The following is an 18,396-nucleotide window of genomic DNA, read 5'->3' on the forward strand; positions in this document are numbered from 1 at the left end:
GGGCATTGTGCCGGGGCCTCAGGTTGATGGATTGATTGAACGCATTCGCCAGGCGCTGCCTCGGCATGGCAATCTCGAAAGCGCGGTTGCTGCTGTTCGCGCCGAACTCGACCTCCTTTCCCCGGGGCTTGCGGCTCATCTGTCTGCTGAAATCGACGAAGCCGCTGCCATCGTCGCCCGCGAGTTCGAACAGATCGAGATACTCCACAGCCATTCGGTGATCAGGAAACGGCCGAAATGGTACTTCGGCCCAAGGCCGTCGGACCTGCACTGGCCTGCCGTGAAGTCCTTCCTTCTCAACGAGAAGAAGTGGCACAAGGACGACGTGCGCGGCATCGATGACGCCTCGAACGAGGTGGTCTCTCTTCTCGAGAACCCGCGGGATCCAGCGAGGAACCAGTTCTCGTGTCGCGGACTGGTCGTAGGCCACGTCCAGTCGGGCAAAACGGCCAACATGACGGCCGTTATCGCGAAGGCGCTCGATGCTGGCTACGACACCGTGATCGTCCTCGCCGGTCTCACGAACAAGCTGCGCCACCAGACCCAGCTCAGGTTGTATTCCGACCTGGTGCGACGCAATCCCCTGAACTGGCAAGTCCTGACGTCGAACGAGGTGGACAGGGATTTCCGGGCACCGCCTCAGGGCGGTTTCCTCTCCCATTCCGACAAGGCGCAGCTGGCCGTCATCAAGAAGAACGTCTCGCCCCTTGGAGAATTGCGTAAGGCCATCAGGGAGACATTGCCGGCTGTGTTGCAGCAGCTCCGGGTTCTGGTCATCGACGACGAATGCGACCAGGCAAGCGTCAACTCGGCGCGGGGCGAGCTCGACATGACGGCCATCAACCAGCGCATCCGCGAGCTTCTCGGTCTGCTCCCTTCGGTTACCTACGTCGGCTACACTGCCACACCCTTCGCGAATGTGCTGATCAACCCATACCGTGTCGACGGCCAGGAGCTCGACGATCTCTATCCACGGGATTTCATCACGGCACTGCCGAAGCCCGATCGGTACTTCGGCACAGAGCGTCTGTTCGGGAAGACGCCCATCGATCCGGAGGACGTGCGGCCCGACGAGGAAGGGCTCGACATGATCCGCGACGTGCCGGATGAGGACGAGGCGGGGCTGCAGCCGCGCAGCAGGAAGGAGCGCGACGCCTTCCAGCCTGCCATGACGCCGAGCCTCGAGGCCGCCATCCTCTACTTCCTCGCGTGCTGCGCCGCTCGGCGCGCCCGCGGACATGGGGACCAGCACATGACGATGCTGGTGCATACGTCGGCCTACGTTCGTGCGCACGAGCGGGTCGCGGCACTGATCGAAGGCTGGGTCGACGTGCACCGCGGGGATCTGGTCGATCAGGCATCCGACATCGGTTCCCAGCTCGGTCGGGTCTGGGACGAGGAACAGGGACGACTGCCGGACGACCTGACTGATGCCAATCCGGTCACCTTGGAAGAGGTCTTCCAGTATCTGCCGGAAGTACTTGAAGCGATCGAGTTCCCGGTTGAGAACGGCGCAAGCGACGACAGGATCGACTATTCCGGCAAGGCAAGAACCTATATCGTGGTGGGCGGCTCCATCCTCGCTCGGGGCCTGACCCTCGAAGGCCTGATGGTCAGCTATTTCCTGCGAACGGCGAACCAGTATGACACGCTCCTCCAGATGGGACGGTGGTTCGGCTACCGGCCCGGTTACGAGGATCTTCCGCGGATCTGGATGCCGCGCGGCCTGAAGCTGAGGTTCAGGCAACTTGCCTCCGTCGAGCAGGAAATCAGGGACGACATCGAACAGTATCGGCTTCGCGACCTAACGCCGATGGACCTTGCGGTCCGGATCAGGGCAATCCCCGGTATGGCGATTACGGCGGCAAACAAGATGCGTGCCGCGAGGCGCTGCGCGGTCAGCTATTGGGGAACCCACCGCCAGACGTTCCGTTTCGTTCACACTGACGGGGGACTGCTCGAGAGGAACTGGGCAGCAGGCAGCGAACTGGTCAGCCGTATCGAGGCGCTTGGCCTGCGTGATCGGGAAACGGCGGACCGCAAGCTCTGGCGCAACGTACCGAAGTCGTCGGTCCGCAGATTCCTTGAGGCCTATTTCGTCGAGCCCACCCAGGCCGATCTTCTGCCCGCAATGTTGCTGCCTTTCGTCGACGGGGCCGATCCGCGCCTGTCTCGATGGAACGTCGGTATCGTCGAGTCCAGCCGCGGTCGCGATTCAGAAACTCCTCTTGGTACGATCGGTGCTGTCATGACGGTCAACCGCGCGCGGTTGAAGGACACAAACGGGATCGCGGACATCAAAGCGCTGATGTCGAGACGCGATGTGGTTTTTGACTGTGGCGACGATGTCGGAGGCAACGGAACGTGGGATGAACTTAAGGCGGCGAGGCTGGACGCTTTGGGACAGGTTCCACTTCTCCTGCTCTATCCCATCGCGCGGGACTCGCGCCCCGAGCGCGAAAGCAAGGCGAGAGTGCCGCTCGATGCCGTGCATGACGTGCTCGGCATCGGGATCGTCTTCCCCGGATCGGTCACGGAAGGCGGGAGCTTCGTCTCGGTAGAACTGCAGCCGCTGTCGGCCGAGGAAGTTGCCGCGATCGAGGAAGAGGAGGCCGCGCAGACGGAGGCAGCAGGTGTCTAGACCCGAGCAGGAGAGCCCGGTGCAGGGACGCTGGAACGTCCTTCGGGCAGGTCACATCCAAGGAGATGGTCTCGGCATACCCTCGTTGCCTCTTGGCGCAACTACGAAGGCGGGGCCCGTTCGGCTGGCCGTCGGTTCCGGCGGAGAGGCGCGGCTGCTGGTGCCGCTTGCGGCGGGCGAGAAGATCGGTGCCCTCGAGACGGGCAATGCCTTGAAGATCGCCGTTACGACACTCACGCAAAGGCAACGCGCGATCCGGTTTCTCGACGTCATCTGCAAGTCGCCGGATCTCGAAGCCGTATTCGGCGAGGTCGTGGATGACATCGTCCGCCGTCTGGCCGACCGGAAGGACGGGGTCGTGGCGGTGGCAGGTGCGCTCGATGACTTCCGCGAACTGCTCGTCCCGCCGACAGGGAGCGAGATGGACAGATCGCGGGTTGTCGGCCTCGTGGCCGAGCTGGTCGTGTTGAACCGGCTCTTGGACAACTCGCCGTCAGCCTGGCGCTGCTGGCGCGGGCCGGCCGGAGACCGACACGACTTCCGGGCGAGAGACGTCTCGCTGGAGGTCAAGGCATCGCTCGGCGTAGGGGCCTGCGAGGTCACCATCAACGGCATCGATCAGCTGGAACCGCCTGCGGGCGGATCGCTGCACCTTGCGCATCTGATCCTCGAAGCGGTCGAGGGCGGGCTTCTCACCGTGGCTTCGCTCGGAGACAGGGCTTTGCTGCGGGCCGACGACCCCGCGGGACTGCGGGCACTGTTCGCGGCCGTCGGCTGCACGGATGTGCATGACGCCGCATGGAACCGTTTCGCATTCAGGGCGGAGGCAGAACGCCTCTATCGTGTCGGCCCAGGTCTTCCCCGGATAGCGCCTTCGAGCTTTATCGGAGGAATGATCCCTGCAGGTATCGTCGATGCGACCTACAGGATCGATCTCGGGCATGCCTCCGACGCAGAATGCCCGCCAGCGGAATTCGTCTCACTCCTTCAGGAATTGTCTTGATGACCTTGAGCCCGCTCGAGCTCCATTCCGAGCCCTACGGTTCGACCGGAAACATCGGCGACAACTTCCGACGTCTGCTCGGTGCGCCAACGCTCGATCCGTTGCAGACGGTTATCCGGGAAGCGGTCCAGAACATCGCCGACGCCGCGCAATCGGGCGTCGGGCCCGAGATCACGATCAGGCTGCGGACACTTTCGGATGCCCAGCGCGGCGTCCTTCGCAGCTTCATCCTTTCCCAGATCCCGGATGAACCGGGGTCTTCCGCCACGATCTCGACCTTTCTCACGGCCGAACATGCGGTGGTTCTCGAGATCTGCGACTTCGGCACAGTGGGCCTTGGCGGCCCGACACGGTCGGACCGCATACCGGTCGGAACCGAACGGACCAATTTCATCGATTTCCTGCGCAACATAGGCACCGCACGGGATACCGAACAGGGAGGGGGCACCTACGGCTTCGGCAAGGTGGCACTCTACCGTGCCAGCTCCTGCAGCACCATCATCGTCGATACGTTGCCCTTCGGTGAAGGACCCGAGGGACGGCGGCTCATGGCGTGCCATGTCGGCCGCTCGTTCGAGAAGCCGGAAAACGGAATGCGGCGGCGTTTCACGGGCCGTCACTGGTGGGGCGTCAGGGATCCGGAGGACGGAATCGCCGATCCGGTGATGGGTGCTGCCGCCTCTACGCTGGCAGGGAGTCTCGGCCTGCCGGAACGCAGCTCCGGCCGGTCGGGGACGTCGATAATGATCCTCGGATTCCAGACCGACGAGGACGATCTGACGGCGACCGGAAACCGCGTAATCGAGACTCTTCTCTGGAATTTCTGGCCGCGGATGATGCGCGAGGCTCCCGCGAAGCACCGGTTCGCCTGCAGGGTGATGGTGGGGGATCGGGAAATTCCCGTTCCGACGCCTGAGGACTTCGCCCCGTTCGATCTGTTGTGCAAGGCGATGAGCGCTGCGCGGGCCCGCACGGGCAACGATATTCGGCGGATCGAGTCCCAGAGGCCACAGAAGTTCCTCGGCACGCTCGCGATCGAGAAGGGCCTGCGGTTGCCTAGGCGTCACCTGACTGAAGATGAGGACGTTCGGCTTGTCCCCGAGCAGATGCACCACATTGCGCTGATGCGGCCTGTCGAACTCGTCGTGAAGTATCTCGAGGGCAATCCGTTCCCCGACGCCAGGCTGGAATGGGCGGGCGTGTTCATCGCCAGTGACGAGGACGAGGTGGAGCAGGCCTTCGCGGATTCCGAACCGCCTGCCCATGACGACTGGGTTCCCGACAACCTGCCGCGAGGCAACGAGAAGCGCTACGTCAACATCGCGCTGAAGCGCCTGAGGGAAATCGCCGCCGAGATGGGCATGGTGCCGGTCTCCCCTAGGCCGGGGGACGGATCCGGCCCTCCGCTCGCCCGCCTTGCCGGGCGTCTCGGGGCGGTGCTCGAAAACGTCGGGGGCGACGGTGCCGGTCGGCGGCGAGGTTTCGGAGGTTCCGGCGGTGGGCGCCCATCGAGGGTGCGGGCAAGTCGTCCCGTCTTCCAGCGTCTCGAAGCGGGCGATGCCGGGCGGATTGCCGTCTTCCTGACGGAGGTAACGCAGGACACGCGGCGAAGCGGCGCGAAGCTGATTGCCTCGGCTTCTGTCGCCGTGGAAGGGGCTACGCTCGGATCGGCCGACGACACCGTCGGCAGGCCTGACGTTCTGTCCGTCAGGTGGCTGGACGGAGAGGCGGAAACCACCGGCAACACGCTCGATCTCGGCGGCCGGGAGGGATGGTTCGAGATCCGTGTCCGTGTGCCGGATGACTGCGCGGTGACGGCGGATGCGGATGTCATCCCGGAGGCCGCCGCATGAACCGCCGGGTCGCGTTTCCGTTCCTCACGCTTTCCGAGGCGGCCGTGGAAGCGTCGGCATGGGAGATTTCGCTGGACGGTGTCGAATGGTCCGCGTCGGGCGAGTTCCTTCCTCACTGGGACAGCGCGACCGACATCCGAGTTCGCAGGACGATTCGCCTGAACTACGACTTGGCAGCGTCCGATCTCGGCATTCCCGTCGATCAGCTCGCCTTGGCCGCCTCGGTTAGGATCGGGACGGGTCAAGGCAGGCTGCCACGCCTGATCCTCTCCCGCACGCGCCGGGAGCTCCGACCGGACGACACGTCTTGGGAGTTCGTTCAGACCGTCGAGGGGCGCCGGCTTTCGATGATCCTCGATCTGCAGACGGAGTTCCTATTGGCGAATGCCCCCGCAGAGGCCTCGGCGCTGTCACCCGTCCATCCTGGTGACCGGCTCTGGTCGGAGAGCGTTCGGGTCAGGCTCGAGGGCGAAGAGCCGCGCTTCCCCATCGAGACGGTGGACCTCGCACAGATGCTCGGTGGCGGAATTGCCGGTGCTGCGCCGTGGCACCTGCACTGGTCGCCGGGGGACTGGACGCGAGATTTCCATGGAGCGGTTCGCCTTTACCTTAACGCGAAGTCCAGCGAGACCCTTCAGCGGATCGAGGACGAGGACCCGGCCACGATCCAGTTCCTGCTTGGCGATGTCATGAGTCAGATCTGCGAGCGTTTTCTTGCCGACCCCGAAGCCGAGACGATGATGGATGCAGCGGAGCCCGGGTCGCTCGGCGCCCAGGCCGCGACATGGCTGCGCAAGGCATGGCCCGGCAAGGACGCGGCCTTCATCCGTTCCGTCCTGGAAAGCCGTCCGGGCGTGTTCCGCTCCACCATGCTTGCGCTCGCCGAGCCGGGGCTTGGCCAATGACGATTCTGCTTCCAAGACTACCCGGTCCCGCTTGCGACGGCATCGTCCGCAGGTTCCTTGAGCAAGGCCCGTCTGGCTGGGCCAGGTTCTGTTCCGACGACCTTCCTGATCAGGTGCGCTATGCCGCGACCGGCGGTGCGCCAGTCCCAGCGGCGTCCCTCGCATCGCTGAGGCAGGATCTCGTCGCAATTGCCCAGAAACATGGGTTTGGACAGCAAGGTGCCCGGCAGTCCCATGCTGACTTTGATGCCGAGACTGCCGCCTGGCTTGCACAATCGGGCCTATTCGTCGGCGGTGAGGCACTAAGGGATGACGTCTGGGCTTTCGTCGCCTCGGTTGTGGCCCCCGACATCGTGCACTGGCGGTTCGGCAGTTCGGCGGAGCGATATGGCGGCGGCGTCCGAAACACCTTCCAGAGGCTCTGGATGCGTGGTCGTGCGCTCGACCGGGGGGGGGCGCACCCCGAGCGCTGGCGACTTCTGGCGGAGTTGACCGAGGATGCCCTCGTGCAGATCACCGAGAGGCCGAGCATCGGTGGGGACCGGATCCTCGCCCTGGCAGTCGCCGAGGCCTGGCTCCGCGCCGCGCGCCATCATGGCAAGGCGTCCATGGAAGACATCATGCGTCGCGCGATCCTACGCATCCGGGTCCGCAACGAGATAAGGTCCCTTGCGGACATACCGCCCGGCGATCTCGCCAGCTTCCTCAATGGGGTTTTCGGCGTGCCGGAAGCTTCCGTCGGCGAGGCAGAGCCTCCGCTGTCTGGAGTGTCCCTCGCAGAAGCGGCCCGTAATGTGACGCAGGAGGCCAGACGGCGCGGCTGGCTCTCCCCGAAGTCACAGTCCGCCTTGGAAAATTTCGCTGCAGGTCACGCTGCACTCGAGCGGAGTGAACGGAACGCGCTGGACTATCTACTCGGCAGACTTTCGGATGCAGGTGTGCTTGCGCAGGAAATCTCTGAGCTGCGAGCAGCATGGTCTGCGGACCTTCCAACCACCGCCTCGTCGGGCAGCGGTCCGGTAAGAACGCGCAAGAGCAATTGGGCGATCTGGCGGGCTAGGTAGGGCGGAACGGCGTTGCCGACCTGCACATACTGCTCTGTCCGGTTGCCAAGGAAAAGGTAGTCGTCCGGAAAGCTCTGGAGGCGGGCGGCCTCGCGCACCGTCAGGCTCCGGCACTGGAACGGGTCAGGATGGATGAAGTAGTGCCCATCCTTGGAGATGTGGCTCGTCACCGTCGTGGACGGTTCACGGGCCAGCTGGACCCGGAAACGGTCATTGAAGACGCCACTGTGCCAGTTGCGGTGGTCGGGGCTGAGCGACAGCGGGAAATCGGAGGCCTTGGGGCTGTATCTGCGCACCTCGCCGAAGACGGCAGCGAAGAGATAGCGCCCGAGATCCGATGGCATGTGCCCGCGTGTTTCGTGCTGCGCAATACCGCGCAGTGCAGGGCGTTCCAGCCAGGCAAGGAGCTCGTCGTTCGAGGTGCCGTAGCCCTCGGGGCGCCGTGCCGACAGGCGTGGTGCCAGCAGTCCGTTCTTCAGGCCCCTGGCAACAGCGGAGAAGACATCGCGCAGCGGGCCATCCCCATTGCCCCGGTGGATGCCTGCCAGAAACCGGGCGGCCTCGACTACCTCGCGCCGCCAGCTCGCCGGGTCGTCGCGACCACGGCTCAGGCCACTGCGCAGGTTCGGCATCACGCCGATGGCGTCATCGACGGTCCGTGTCACACCCGAAATCGGTATGCTCGTCCCTGTGGCCCTGTCCGCCAGGTCAGAGCGGATGCCGATAATGATCACGCGGTGACGTCGCTGCGGAACCCCGAACTCCTCGGCGCGGACGATGAAATCGGAGGGCTGCGCGGCTTCCTGCAAGCTGGCTCTGCCGTCCGCCACCCGGATCGCCCGCATCTCGTAGTGATGCTCCCGACCGGTGCCGAGCGAGGCGAGGTCCTCCATCAGCATCTCGAAGACGAGGCGGCTCTCGATCGTCGAGGACAGCATGCCCTTCACGTTTTCCATGACGAAGGCTGCGGGGCGCAGGCGGTCAAGCACGCGGATGTATTCGCGGAAGAGATAGTGCCGCTCGTCCTCCTCGGGGACGTATCCGACCTTCCCCTTCGCCCGAGCGCGCCCTACAAGCGAATAGGCTTGGCAGGGCGGACCGCCGATCAGGATGGTGTCATCGAAATCTTGGCGCAGCGCGCCGATCGTGTGATCGATGGCAGCGGTGGCGTGTTCCGTTCCAAGCTCGAGGCATTGCGCCTCCGCCATCGCATGCTGCCACGCAGCCGCATCCACCGCGCCCCAGTCGGGCTCCGGAATTAGCCCGGCGTGGAAGTCGATGAAGGCCTGTGGCAACAATCCGTGACGCGCCTGATACGCCCGCAGGAAGGCGCGCAAGGTCAGCGTGCGATGCGCCGAGGCCTCCTTCTCGACCGAGATGCCGATCCGGAAGGGCGCGTGGCCGCCGACATCGAGGGCCGCAAATCCCTCGCCCAGCCCGCCTGGGCCGGCAAACAGATCGACGATGCCGAAAGTGGCTGGCAAATCAGGGGCCTCTCGAATCCGGATTACAGGCTGTATACCAGGTCCGGACGCAGAGGCCAGGAGGCAAATGGCGGATATCGTCGACAGGCAGACCCGCTCCCGCATGATGTCCGGGATCCGGGGCAAGGACACCAAGCCGGAAATGGTGCTGAGGCGGGCGCTTCACGCGCGCGGCTTCCGGTATCGGCTGCATGGAAAGGGTGTCCCCGGTCGGCCGGACCTGATCCTCGCGAAGCACCGGGCCGTCATCTTCGTGCATGGCTGCTTCTGGCACCGTCACCAAGGCTGCCGCTATGCGACCACGCCCGCGACCCGCCCTGAGTTCTGGGCAGAGAAGTTCGCAGCGAATGTTCTCCGGGATCGTTCAGTACGGGATGCGCTTCTGGCAGATGGCTGGCGCGTCGCCACCATTTGGGAATGTGCGCTGCGCAAGCCGGAACAGGTCATGGCGACCTGCGCTGTGCTTGTCTCATGGCTGAAAAATGGCTCGCCCAGTATCGAGATCGGCCAAGTCGACCTTGCCGCACCGTATGACTGGAGTAGCGCTGCAAGCAACCTTGGCTGAACTTCTGAACGCGTCGCTTCTCTGGCGAAGGTTCGATCTCCGTTCCAACTCGGCAGGCTGCCCCTGTCGTCGAAGTCAATAGCTTTGCATCGAACGAAACCGTACGATTTCAACAGGTTGCGCCGACTGAACCTTGGCGCGTCTAGTCAACAGGTACAGAGAATTCAGCGCGGGAGAGAGTGTTTCCGTTGCGACTCTGCGCGAAAAGGTCAACAGCCCCACCCGCATAACCCTCTAAAACAACGCAAAAATCCGGCCGCAGCCGGATGGGGAGAACGCTTTCGCGAGGGCAAGTGGCGGAAGCGGTGGGATTCGAACCCACGGTGGGGTCTCCCCCACGCTGGTTTTCAAGACCAGAGCCTTAAACCACTCGGCCACACTTCCTTGGCCCCTCCTTTCGCAGCCCCGGCGGCAACAAGTCAAGACGTCGCTTGCCAGCCGCCCGGGGCGATCGCCGGCAGGCTCAGCACGGCGCGCAAGCCCCCCAGGTCGGACCGCTCCAGCGCCAGCGCGCCGCCGTGCAGCGCCGCGAGATCGGCGACGATGCCCAGGCCCAGGCCGGTGCCGGGCGGGCCGGCCTCGTCCAGGCGCGCGCCGCGGGTCAGAGCCAGCGCGTGATCGGCGTCCGGCAGGCCGGGGCCGTCGTCCTCGATGGCGATGCGCAGCCGGTCGCCCTGGACCGCGGCGCTGATGCGGATCCGGCCCGAGGACCATTTCACCGCGTTCTCGACCAGGTTGCCGACCATCTCCTCGAGATCCTGGCGCTCGCCGGCGAAGGCGGGGTGCCCGGGGGCCGCGACCTCGACGGCCAAGCCCGACTCGCGGATCGGACCGCGCAGCACCAGCAGGATATCCTCGATCACCGGCAGGACGGCGGTGCTGTGGCCCAGGAGCCGCGGCGCGGCCGAGGAGCGCGCCCGGCGCAGGTGCCAGCCGATCTGGCGGTCCATGCGCGCCACCAGCGCATGGCCGGGATGGTCCGGCGGCAGGGCATTGTCCAGCGCCGCCAGCGGCGTCTTCAGCGAATGCGCCAGATTGCCCAGATGCTCGCGCGCGCGGGCCAGCACGCTGCGGTTCTGTTCCAGAAGCGCGTTGATCTCGGCCGCGACAGGGCGCAGCTCGGCCACGGCGGGCAGGGGCAGGCTTTCGGCCCGGCCGGCGCGGATGCGGCGCAGGTCGCGGCCCAGCCGGTCCAGGCTGCGCAGCCCCGCCGCGACCTGGAGCAGGCTCGCCGCGGTCAGCGCCAGCCCCAGCACCGCCAGCGACACCGCCAGCGGCCGGCGCAGCCGCGCAAGGCTCGCGTCGATCTCGGCCCGGGGCGCGGTCACCGTCACCGCCAGCGCCGAATCGCTGCCGGGCAGGGTGAAGCCATGGCGGGTCACGCGCAGCGCCTCGCCATCGGGGCCGAGGCCGGGGCCGCCCTGCAACTCGGCATCGGGGGGCTGCAGCACATTGTCGAAGAGCGAATGCGACTTGGCCGTCACCCGGCCGTCCTGCGACAATTGCCAGAACCAGCCCGAGAGCGGGATCTGGAAGCGCGGGTCGGTCGGCTCGGGGCCAGCCAGCAGCCGGCCGCCGGCATCGATGCTGGCGCCGGCGATCAGCGCATCGGCCACCGCCTCGGTCTCGGCATCGAAGCGGCCGGCGACGAAATCCTCGAGAATGGCGGCGATGGCCAGATAGCCCGCGACCAGCGCCGCCAGCGTCAGCGCCGCGCCAAGGCCGATCAGCCGGGCGCGGATGGAATCGCGCGGCCAGATCACGGCGCGGCCTGCAGGACGTAGCCCTCGCCGCGCCGGGTCTCGATCAGACCCTCGCCGATCTTGCGGCGCAGCCGGCCGATGACGACCTCGATCGACTTGAAGTCGCGGTCGGCGGCGGAATCATAGAGGTGGTCGGACAGCTCGCTGCGGCTGACGACGCGGTTCTGGTGGTGGATGAGATAGGACAGGATGCGGGTCTCGAAGGCGGTCAGCTTCAGCGCCATGCCGTTCCTGGTGATGACGCCCAGCTGGCTGTCCAGCCGCAGCGGCCCGGCCTTGATGACGGCCTGGGCATGGCCGGCAGCACGGCGCACCAGGGTCTGGGCGCGGATCACCACCTCTTCCAGCCGAAATGGCTTGACGGCGTAATCGTCGGCGCCGGCGCGAAAACCCGCGACCTTGTCGGTCCAGTCGCCGCGCGCGGTCAGGATCAGCACCGGCATGGTCACGCCGCCCTCGCGCCAGCGGGTCAGCACCTCGATCCCCGGCAGGCCGGGCAGGCCGAGGTCGAGGATGGCGAGGTCATAGCTTTCGGTCGCGCCCAGGAATTCGCCCTGCGTGCCGTCGGCGGCCAGGTCGCAGGCGAAGCCGCCGTCGCGCATCGCCTGCGCCAGCTGCGCGGACAGGGTCGGGTCATCCTCGACGATCAGGCATTTCATCGCTCGCCCTCCCTGCGGCGCGCCTCGGCCAGCCCGGCGCCCGCGACCTCGAGGAAGGCGCCGCTCTGCGCGTCGAGCCGGATCACCAGCACGTCGCGCGCCGGGGTCAGCAGCCGCAGCTGATGCACCAGCACCACGCCGCGGGCGCTTTCCTCGGGCGTGGGCAGGGCGATGCGCGCGGCGATCAGCCGGCCGCGAAAGCGCTTGGCCACGATGCGGAACGCCTGTTTCAGCGGCAGGACGTGGCTTTCCGGCAATTCCATATCGTGGAACTCGGGCGCCAGGTCCTCGGGCCGGGGGCCGCGGTCGTGGTCGTGGTCGTCGGCCGCGGCGGGCAGGGCCAGCGCGGCGATCAGCGGCAGGGCAAGGATGCGGGCATGGACCATCTGTCCCCTGTAATGCGACAAAACCAAACGAAAGCCAAACGGGCTGTTGGCGTTTCGTTGGCAAGGGGCGGGGTATCGCTGATTCGCATGGGGCGCCGTCGCCCCGACACGCAAGGAACCAGAAAATGAGCAGAACTTTCCGCACCCCCCTCGCGCTGACCGCCGTGCTGGCGCTGCTGGCCGGCCCGGTGCTGGCGCAGGATGCCGCGCCGGCCGCGCCGGTGCCTCCGGCGGCCGCGGCGCCGGCGGCCGAGGCGCAGGCTCCCGCCCTGCCGAAGGTGTTGCAGGACGCCGGCCTGACCGATGTCACGACCAAGCGCGCGCGCGGCGGCAGCAGCGTCGAGGGCAAGCTGCCCGACGGCAACCGGATCCAGGCCATGCTGACCGCCGAGGGTGCGCTGCGCGGCATCAAGGCCCAGGGCGATGCGGCGCTGCCGCAGGCGCTGGTCGAGCAGCTGGTGCCGCAGGTGGTGCGCGACAACGCGGTCTTTGCCGAACTGGGCAGCCTGCGCGCGGTCTTCACCGGCGAGCGCGGCGTGATGCTGGCCGGCCAGGACGCCGAGAAGAACCGCATCCGCGCCGCCTTTGCCGAGGATGGCACGCTGCTGCGCTTTGCCCGGGGCGATGACGACCACGACCGCAAGGACCGCGGCCGCGACCACGGCAAGCGCCATGACGACCGGCGCGGCGACCGCGACCACCACTGGGGCGACAAGCGCGACCACGACCGCCGCGAGGGGCGGGGGCCTGACGCGCCTCGGCCGACCGGCGACGCGCCCGAGCGCGCGGCGATCGCGCCCGAGGTGCTGCGCCAGGCGCTGACCGCGGCCGGCTATACGCAACTGGGCGAGATCACCCAGGACGGCCCCCGCGTCACCGCCCAGGCCAACAACCCCGAGGGCGAGCCGGTGCTGCTGGAACTGAACCCGCAGGGGCGAGTGGTGCGCGAGATCGCGCGCTGATCGGGGGCCAGGAAATCCAAGGGGCCGCGCGGGCATTTGACCTGCGCGGCCCTTTCTGCGACGATTTTCCCGCAACTCTCGGCAAGTGGTTGCCACCTGACGCGAAAAGGCTTGCCTGATCCGCGCGGCAATGCGAAATCCGCTCGGAATTTCTGGGCCTTCGCGCCCGAAGAATGAGGTTGGTCGATGCGTCGTCGCGATTTTGTCATCTCTGCCGGGGCCGCCATGACGGCGGTGGGCGCGCTGTCGTCCTCGCTGGGCGCGGCGCTGGCGCAGGAAAGCCCCGAGACGGCCACGCCCGAACCGCAGACCGAACCGACCGATGCCGCGCCGCCCAAGCCCTTCGGTTTCGAGGACGTGGCGGCCATGGCCAAGGACCTGGCCAGCAAGCCCTATGAATACCGCGATGCCGAGCTGATCGGCACCTTCGCCAACCTGACCTATGACCAGTATCGCGGCATCCGCTTCCGCCGCGACCGCGATCCCTGGGTCGGCAGCCGCGATTTCGCACTGGACCTGCTGCCGCCCGGCTCGATCTTCCACGAGCCGGTGGACATCAGCCTGGTCGACAATGGCGTGGTGATCCCGGTCAAGTTCGACCCGCATATGTTCGACTTCGACCCGGCGCAGTTCCCGGACGGGGTGGATTACGAGACGCTGGGCGACATGGGCTGGTCGGGCTTTCGCATTCGCACGCCGCTGAACCGGCCCGACGTCATGGACGAGGTCGCGGTCTTCCAGGGCGCGAGCTATTTCCGCGCCGTGGCGCGCGGCACGCTTTACGGGCTTTCGGCGCGCGGCCTGGCCATCGGCACCGGCAGCCCCGAGGGCGAGGAATTCCCGCTGTTCCGCGGCTACTGGATCCACAAGCCGGGCGACCAGGACCGCTCGGTGCTGATCCATGCGCTTCTGGACAGCAAGTCGGTCTCGGGCGCCTTCGAGTTCCGCATCACCCCGGGCGCCGAGACGGTCTTCGACACCCGCGTCTCGCTGTTCCCCAGAAGCGACATGAGGAACATCGGCATCGCGCCCCTGACCTCGATGTACTGGTTCGGGCCGACCGACCGCTCGCGCGTGGACGACTATCGCCCGGCGGTGCATGACAGCGACGGCTTGCAGATGCTGACCGGCGACGAGCAGCGGCTGTGGCGGGTGCTGTCGGGGCATTCGACGCTGCAGACCTCAGCCTTCATGGACAACAACCCGCTGGGCTTCGGCCTGGCGCAGCGGGCGCGCGACTTCGAAAGCTACAAGGACGCCGAGGCGCGCTATGAGCGCCGGCCCTCGGGCTGGATCGCGCCGCAGGACGGCTGGGGCAAGGGCACCGTCAACCTGATCGAGATCCCGGTCGAGAACGAGTTCAACGACAATATCGTCAGCTTCTGGCAGCCGGCGGACACCCTGGTCACCGGCAACCGCTACGACTTCAACTACATTCTGAGCTTTGCCTCGGAAGTGCCTGACAGCGCACCGATTTCTCGCGTGGTCGAGACCATGTCGGGCAAGGCGATCAACGATCCGAACGCCCGCACCTATATCGTCGATTTCGACCTGGGCCTGTTCGGTGCCGAGGATCCGGTGCCGGCGGTGCGCGCCTCGGCCGGGCGGATCGGGCACAGCTATCTGCTGCGGCTGCCGGAACAGCGCCGGATGCGGCTGGCGTTCGAATACGTGCCCGAGGGCGCCAAGCTGGCCGATCTCTCGGCGGTGCTGAACGGGCCCGAGGGGCCGCTCAGCGAAACCTGGATTGCGCGCTGGACCCGCGAGTGACCGACGTGACCGATACCCGCAGCCAGCCGGCCGCCGCGCCGGCCAGCCCGCCAGAAACCCTGCCGCTTGCGGCCGAGGAACGCTGGGAGGCGCTGGACCTGCCGCAGGCCGACGGCCCGGCGACGCCGCCCGAGGCGCCGCTGGACATGCCCGAGCAGGATTTCCGCGGCCGCCCGCCGCTGGGGCCGGACAGCCGCTGGCCCGGGCTCGGCACCATCGCGGCGCGGATCGTGGCCTTTGGCGGCGCCGCGGCCATCGCCTGGTATGGCTGGAAGCAGATGGTGCTGGCCTTTGGCACCTCGATGACCTTCCTGCAATCGGTGCTGCTGGTGCTGTTCGCGATCACCTTCACCTGGGTCGGCTTCTTCTTGACCTCGATGATCGCCGGCGTCTTCGCGCGCCGGCCGCGCACGCCCGACGGCCCGAACGAGGCCCGCATCGCCGTGGTCATGCCGGTCTATAACGAGGACGCGGCGGCCACCGCCGGGCTGCTCGCGGCGCTGGCGCGCGACCTCTACCGCGTGGGCCTGGGCCAGCGCGCCGAGATCTTCGTGCTGTCCGACAGCCGCGACCCGGATGCGGTGCTGGCCGAGATGGCCGCCGTCAGCCGGTTGCGCGACATCTCGCCGGTGCCGGTCTGGTATCGGCGCCGGCGCGACAACAAGGGCCGCAAGGCCGGCAACGTCGGCGAATTCGTGCGCCGCTGGGGCGGGCGCTATGACCAGATGGTGGTGCTGGACGCCGACAGCGTGGTCGGCGCTGCGACCATCAAGGCGCTGTCGGCGCGGATGAATGCCGATCCCGCGGTGGGGCTGATCCAGACCATGCCGATGCTGGTCGGCGGCCAGACCATCTTTGCCCGGCTGACCCAGTTCGCCGGCCGCATCTATGGCCCGGCCATCGCGCGCGGCGTCTCGGCCTGGTCGGGCGACAGCGGCAATTTCTGGGGCCATAACGCCATCATCCGCGTGCCCGCCTTCGCGCAATGCTGCGGCCTGCCGGAGCTGCCGGGCAAGCCGCCCTTCGGCGGCCATGTCCTGTCGCATGATTTCGTCGAGGCCGCGCTGCTGCGCCGCGCCGGCTGGAAGGTGCGGCTGGACCACGACCTGCGCCAAAGCTTCGAGGGCAGCCCGCCCACGCTGCTGGACATGGCCGTGCGCGAGCGCCGCTGGGCGCAGGGCAACCTGCAGCATGCGCGCATCATCTTCTCGCGCGGCTTCGCCTGGATCAGCCGGGTGCATTTCACCATCGGCATCCTGGGCTTCCTGATGTCGCCGATCTGGCTGGCGATGATCCTGGTCGGGCTGGCGCTGTCGGCCAATGTGCTGCTGTCGCGGCCGGATTATTTCCCGCAGACCTATCAGCTGTTCCCGACCTGGCCGACCTTCGACCCGGTGCGCATGCTTTGGCTGTTCATCGCCGCCATGTCCTTCCTGCTGGTGCCGAAGTTCATCGCCATCTTCCGCGCCTGGCTGCGGCCCTTGGCCCGCAACTCGGGCGGCAGCGTGCGGCTCTTGGGCTCGGGGCTGTTCGAGATGGTGCTTTCGGCGCTGATCGCGCCGGTGCAGATGCTGATCCAGACCCGGCAGATCTTCGAGATCCTGCGCGGCCGCGATTCCGGCTGGGAGGCGCAGGTCCGCGCCGGGCAGATGCCGCCCTGGCACGTGGTGCTGCGCCGCCATGCCATCCATGTCGTGGCGGGCGTCGGCACGCTGGTGGTGCTGGCGATCCTGTCGCCCTGGCAGCTGGTGTGGCTGTCGCCGATCCTGGCCGGGCTGATCCTGTCGCCGCTGACCTCGCGCTGGTCGGCAAGCCCGGTCTTCGGCCGCTGGGCCCGGCGCCAGGGCCTGCTGGTCACCCCCGAGGAACGCGAGCCGCCCGAACTGCTGACCGCCGCCAATGCGCTGGACTTCCGCATCGCCGCCAGGCTGCCGACGCGGGGCATCGCCGCCCTGGGCGACGACCCGGCGCTGCGGGCGCGGATGCTGGCGCTGCTGCCCGAGGCCCCGCGCGGCCCGGCGGCCGAGCGGCTGGACGCGATCGCGGCCGAGGCCAAGATCGGCCATGCCGCCAGCCAGGCGCAGGCGCTGCGCTTCCTGAGCCCGGCCGAGACCCTGGCGCTGGTCGAGAACCGCGCCCTGATCGAAGCCTTCGCGAGCCTGCCCGCAGAATGAAACGCATCGCGGCTCTCGACATGCTGCGCGGCTATGCGCTGGTCTGCATCATGCTGGACCACATGCCCATCGGGCTGCTGCGCAATGTCACGCTGACGAATTTCGCCGTCTTCGACGCGGCCGAGCTTTTCGTGCTGCTGTCGGGCTTTCTGGTCGGCATGGTCTGGGTCAAGGTCGAGGCGCGGCAGGGCCGGCGCGTGGCGCAGCTGCGCTTCCTGCGCCGGGCGGCGCAGGTCTGGCTGGCGCTGATCGCCGGGGCGGTGCTCTTGGCGCTGTTCTCGGCGCTGCTGTTCAAGCTGCACATGAACCACACGGCGGTCTGGTTCCAATACGCGCGCTGGATCTTCGAGCATCCCATCGGCTATGTCGCCACCGTGGCGCTGATGTGGATGCAGCCGAACCTGCTGGACGTGCTGGCGCTTTACGTGCTGCTGATCGCCACCGTGCCGCTGACGGTGCCTTTCATGCTGCGCATGCCCTGGGCCGCGCTGGCCGTCTCGGTCGCGGTCTGGTGGTTCGCCGAGCCGCTGAACGCGCTGATCCCGAACCAGCGCCCCGGGCCGGGCCTGCTGTTCAACCCCTTCGGCTGGCAGCTCTTGTTCTTTGCCGGCGTCGCCATGGGCGCCTTCCGCGACCGCATCATGCCGGTGCTGCGCCGGCATGCGGCGCTGCTGACCGTGCTGTCGGTCGCGGTGATGCTGTTCAGCCTGACCACGGTCCTGGCCTGGCGCATCGGACCTCCGGCCAAGCCGGTGACGGATTTCATCCGTTCGTTGACCGGCGGCATCGACAAATGGTCGCTGGATTTCGCGCGGCTGATCGCGATCCTGGCCGCCAGCTGGCTGGTGGCGGTGCCGCTGGCGCGGCCTTTTGCCTGGATGGCCGGCACCGCCCCGGGCGAGGCGCTGGCCGAGATCGGCCGCGGCGGGCTTTACTCGTTCATCGTCTGCGTGCTGCTGTCGATCTGGGGCGACGCGCTGGACATGACCGTGGCGCAGGGCGGCGCGGCCTGGTTCTGGCTGCGGCTCGCGATCGACCTGTGGCTGATCGTCGCCTTCTGGGCCATCGCGGCGGTCTGGATGCGGCGCGCGGCCTGGGTGCCGCCGCTGCGGGCGCGACTTCGGTTGGATTGACGCATGGCCCTTCGCCCCTCAATTTGGCGCGCGG

The 18,396-nt window shown here is 67.3% G+C and carries 13 protein-coding genes and 1 tRNA gene; 9 read left to right on the forward strand and 5 right to left on the reverse strand.

Going from position 1 to position 18,396, the window contains the following annotated elements:
* Nucleotides 1-31: 31 nt before the first annotated feature.
* The 4 genes from ASV56_RS17655 to ASV56_RS17670 are packed head-to-tail and all read left to right on the forward strand — an operon-like array spanning nucleotide 32 to nucleotide 6,402.
* Nucleotides 32-2,641, forward strand: coding sequence for a Z1 domain-containing protein (locus tag ASV56_RS17655; protein WP_216635409.1), 2,610 nt, complete (start codon nucleotides 32-34; stop codon nucleotides 2,639-2,641).
* Nucleotides 2,642-2,660: 19 nt separating this feature from the next.
* Nucleotides 2,661-3,644: a PD-(D/E)XK motif protein gene (locus ASV56_RS17660; protein ID WP_253880137.1), complete on the forward strand. Its 984-nt coding sequence runs from the start codon at nucleotides 2,661-2,663 to the stop codon at nucleotides 3,642-3,644.
* Nucleotides 3,644-5,497 carry a hypothetical protein gene (locus ASV56_RS17665; protein ID WP_082724901.1) on the forward strand — a complete coding sequence of 618 codons (1,854 nt, stop codon included), beginning with the start codon at nucleotides 3,644-3,646 and terminating at the stop codon, nucleotides 5,495-5,497. Before ASV56_RS17660 ends, ASV56_RS17665 begins: the two co-directional genes overlap by 1 nt.
* On the forward strand, nucleotides 5,494-6,402 hold the full coding sequence (locus tag ASV56_RS17670; RefSeq protein ID WP_062563260.1) for a hypothetical protein: 909 nt from the start codon (nucleotides 5,494-5,496) through the stop codon (nucleotides 6,400-6,402). The genes ASV56_RS17665 and ASV56_RS17670 overlap by 4 nt, the downstream gene beginning before the upstream one ends.
* A 907-nt stretch (nucleotides 6,403-7,309) precedes the next feature.
* On the opposite strand, the gene ASV56_RS17675 is transcribed toward ASV56_RS17670, so the two are convergent.
* Entirely contained in the window at nucleotides 7,310-8,950 is a 1,641-nt protein-coding gene (locus ASV56_RS17675; protein ID WP_062563261.1) for a DNA cytosine methyltransferase, read from the reverse strand.
* 67 nt (nucleotides 8,951-9,017) lie between these two features.
* On the opposite strand from ASV56_RS17675, the gene ASV56_RS17680 reads away from it, so the two are divergent.
* Nucleotides 9,018-9,515 carry a very short patch repair endonuclease gene (locus ASV56_RS17680; protein ID WP_062563262.1) on the forward strand — a complete coding sequence of 166 codons (498 nt, stop codon included), beginning with the start codon at nucleotides 9,018-9,020 and terminating at the stop codon, nucleotides 9,513-9,515.
* Nucleotides 9,516-9,809: 294 nt separating this feature from the next.
* Here the strand turns inward: ASV56_RS17680 and ASV56_RS17685 are convergent.
* The 4 genes from ASV56_RS17685 to ASV56_RS17700 all read right to left on the reverse strand — a co-directional run bounded on the left by ASV56_RS17685 (nucleotide 9,810) and on the right by ASV56_RS17700 (nucleotide 12,323).
* Nucleotides 9,810-9,899, reverse strand: a tRNA-Ser gene (locus tag ASV56_RS17685).
* Between the two features lie 35 nt (nucleotides 9,900-9,934).
* Complete coding sequence (locus tag ASV56_RS17690) at nucleotides 9,935-11,278, reverse strand: sensor histidine kinase (RefSeq protein WP_062563263.1); 1,344 nt, start codon at nucleotides 11,276-11,278, stop codon at nucleotides 9,935-9,937.
* A complete protein-coding gene (locus ASV56_RS17695; protein ID WP_062563264.1) occupies nucleotides 11,275-11,937 on the reverse strand; it encodes a response regulator transcription factor in 663 nt (220 codons plus the stop codon). Before ASV56_RS17695 ends, ASV56_RS17690 begins: the two co-directional genes overlap by 4 nt.
* Nucleotides 11,934-12,323: a hypothetical protein gene (locus ASV56_RS17700; protein ID WP_062563265.1), complete on the reverse strand. Its 390-nt coding sequence runs from the start codon at nucleotides 12,321-12,323 to the stop codon at nucleotides 11,934-11,936. Before ASV56_RS17700 ends, ASV56_RS17695 begins: the two co-directional genes overlap by 4 nt.
* Nucleotides 12,324-12,448: 125 nt before the next feature.
* On the opposite strand from ASV56_RS17700, the gene ASV56_RS17705 reads away from it, so the two are divergent.
* The 4 genes from ASV56_RS17705 (at nucleotide 12,449) to ASV56_RS17720 (ending at nucleotide 18,362) form a co-directional block, all read left to right on the forward strand.
* Entirely contained in the window at nucleotides 12,449-13,285 is an 837-nt protein-coding gene (locus ASV56_RS17705) for a hypothetical protein (RefSeq protein ID WP_062563266.1), read from the forward strand.
* Nucleotides 13,286-13,471: 186 nt separating this feature from the next.
* On the forward strand, nucleotides 13,472-15,055 hold the full coding sequence (locus ASV56_RS17710) for an OpgD/OpgG family glucan biosynthesis protein (protein ID WP_062563267.1): 1,584 nt from the start codon (nucleotides 13,472-13,474) through the stop codon (nucleotides 15,053-15,055).
* Nucleotides 15,052-17,229 (forward strand): glucans biosynthesis glucosyltransferase MdoH, encoded by a 2,178-nt coding sequence (gene mdoH / locus ASV56_RS17715; RefSeq protein WP_062563268.1) that lies wholly within the window; start codon nucleotides 15,052-15,054, stop codon nucleotides 17,227-17,229. Before ASV56_RS17710 ends, mdoH begins: the two co-directional genes overlap by 4 nt.
* Complete coding sequence (locus ASV56_RS17720) at nucleotides 17,226-18,362, forward strand: OpgC domain-containing protein (RefSeq protein WP_062563269.1); 1,137 nt, start codon at nucleotides 17,226-17,228, stop codon at nucleotides 18,360-18,362. The genes mdoH and ASV56_RS17720 overlap by 4 nt, the downstream gene beginning before the upstream one ends.
* Nucleotides 18,363-18,396: the final 34 nt, after the last annotated feature.

The sequence above is a fragment of the Paracoccus aminovorans genome (assembly GCF_001546115.1).
Lineage (GTDB): Bacteria > Pseudomonadota > Alphaproteobacteria > Rhodobacterales > Rhodobacteraceae > Paracoccus > Paracoccus aminovorans_B.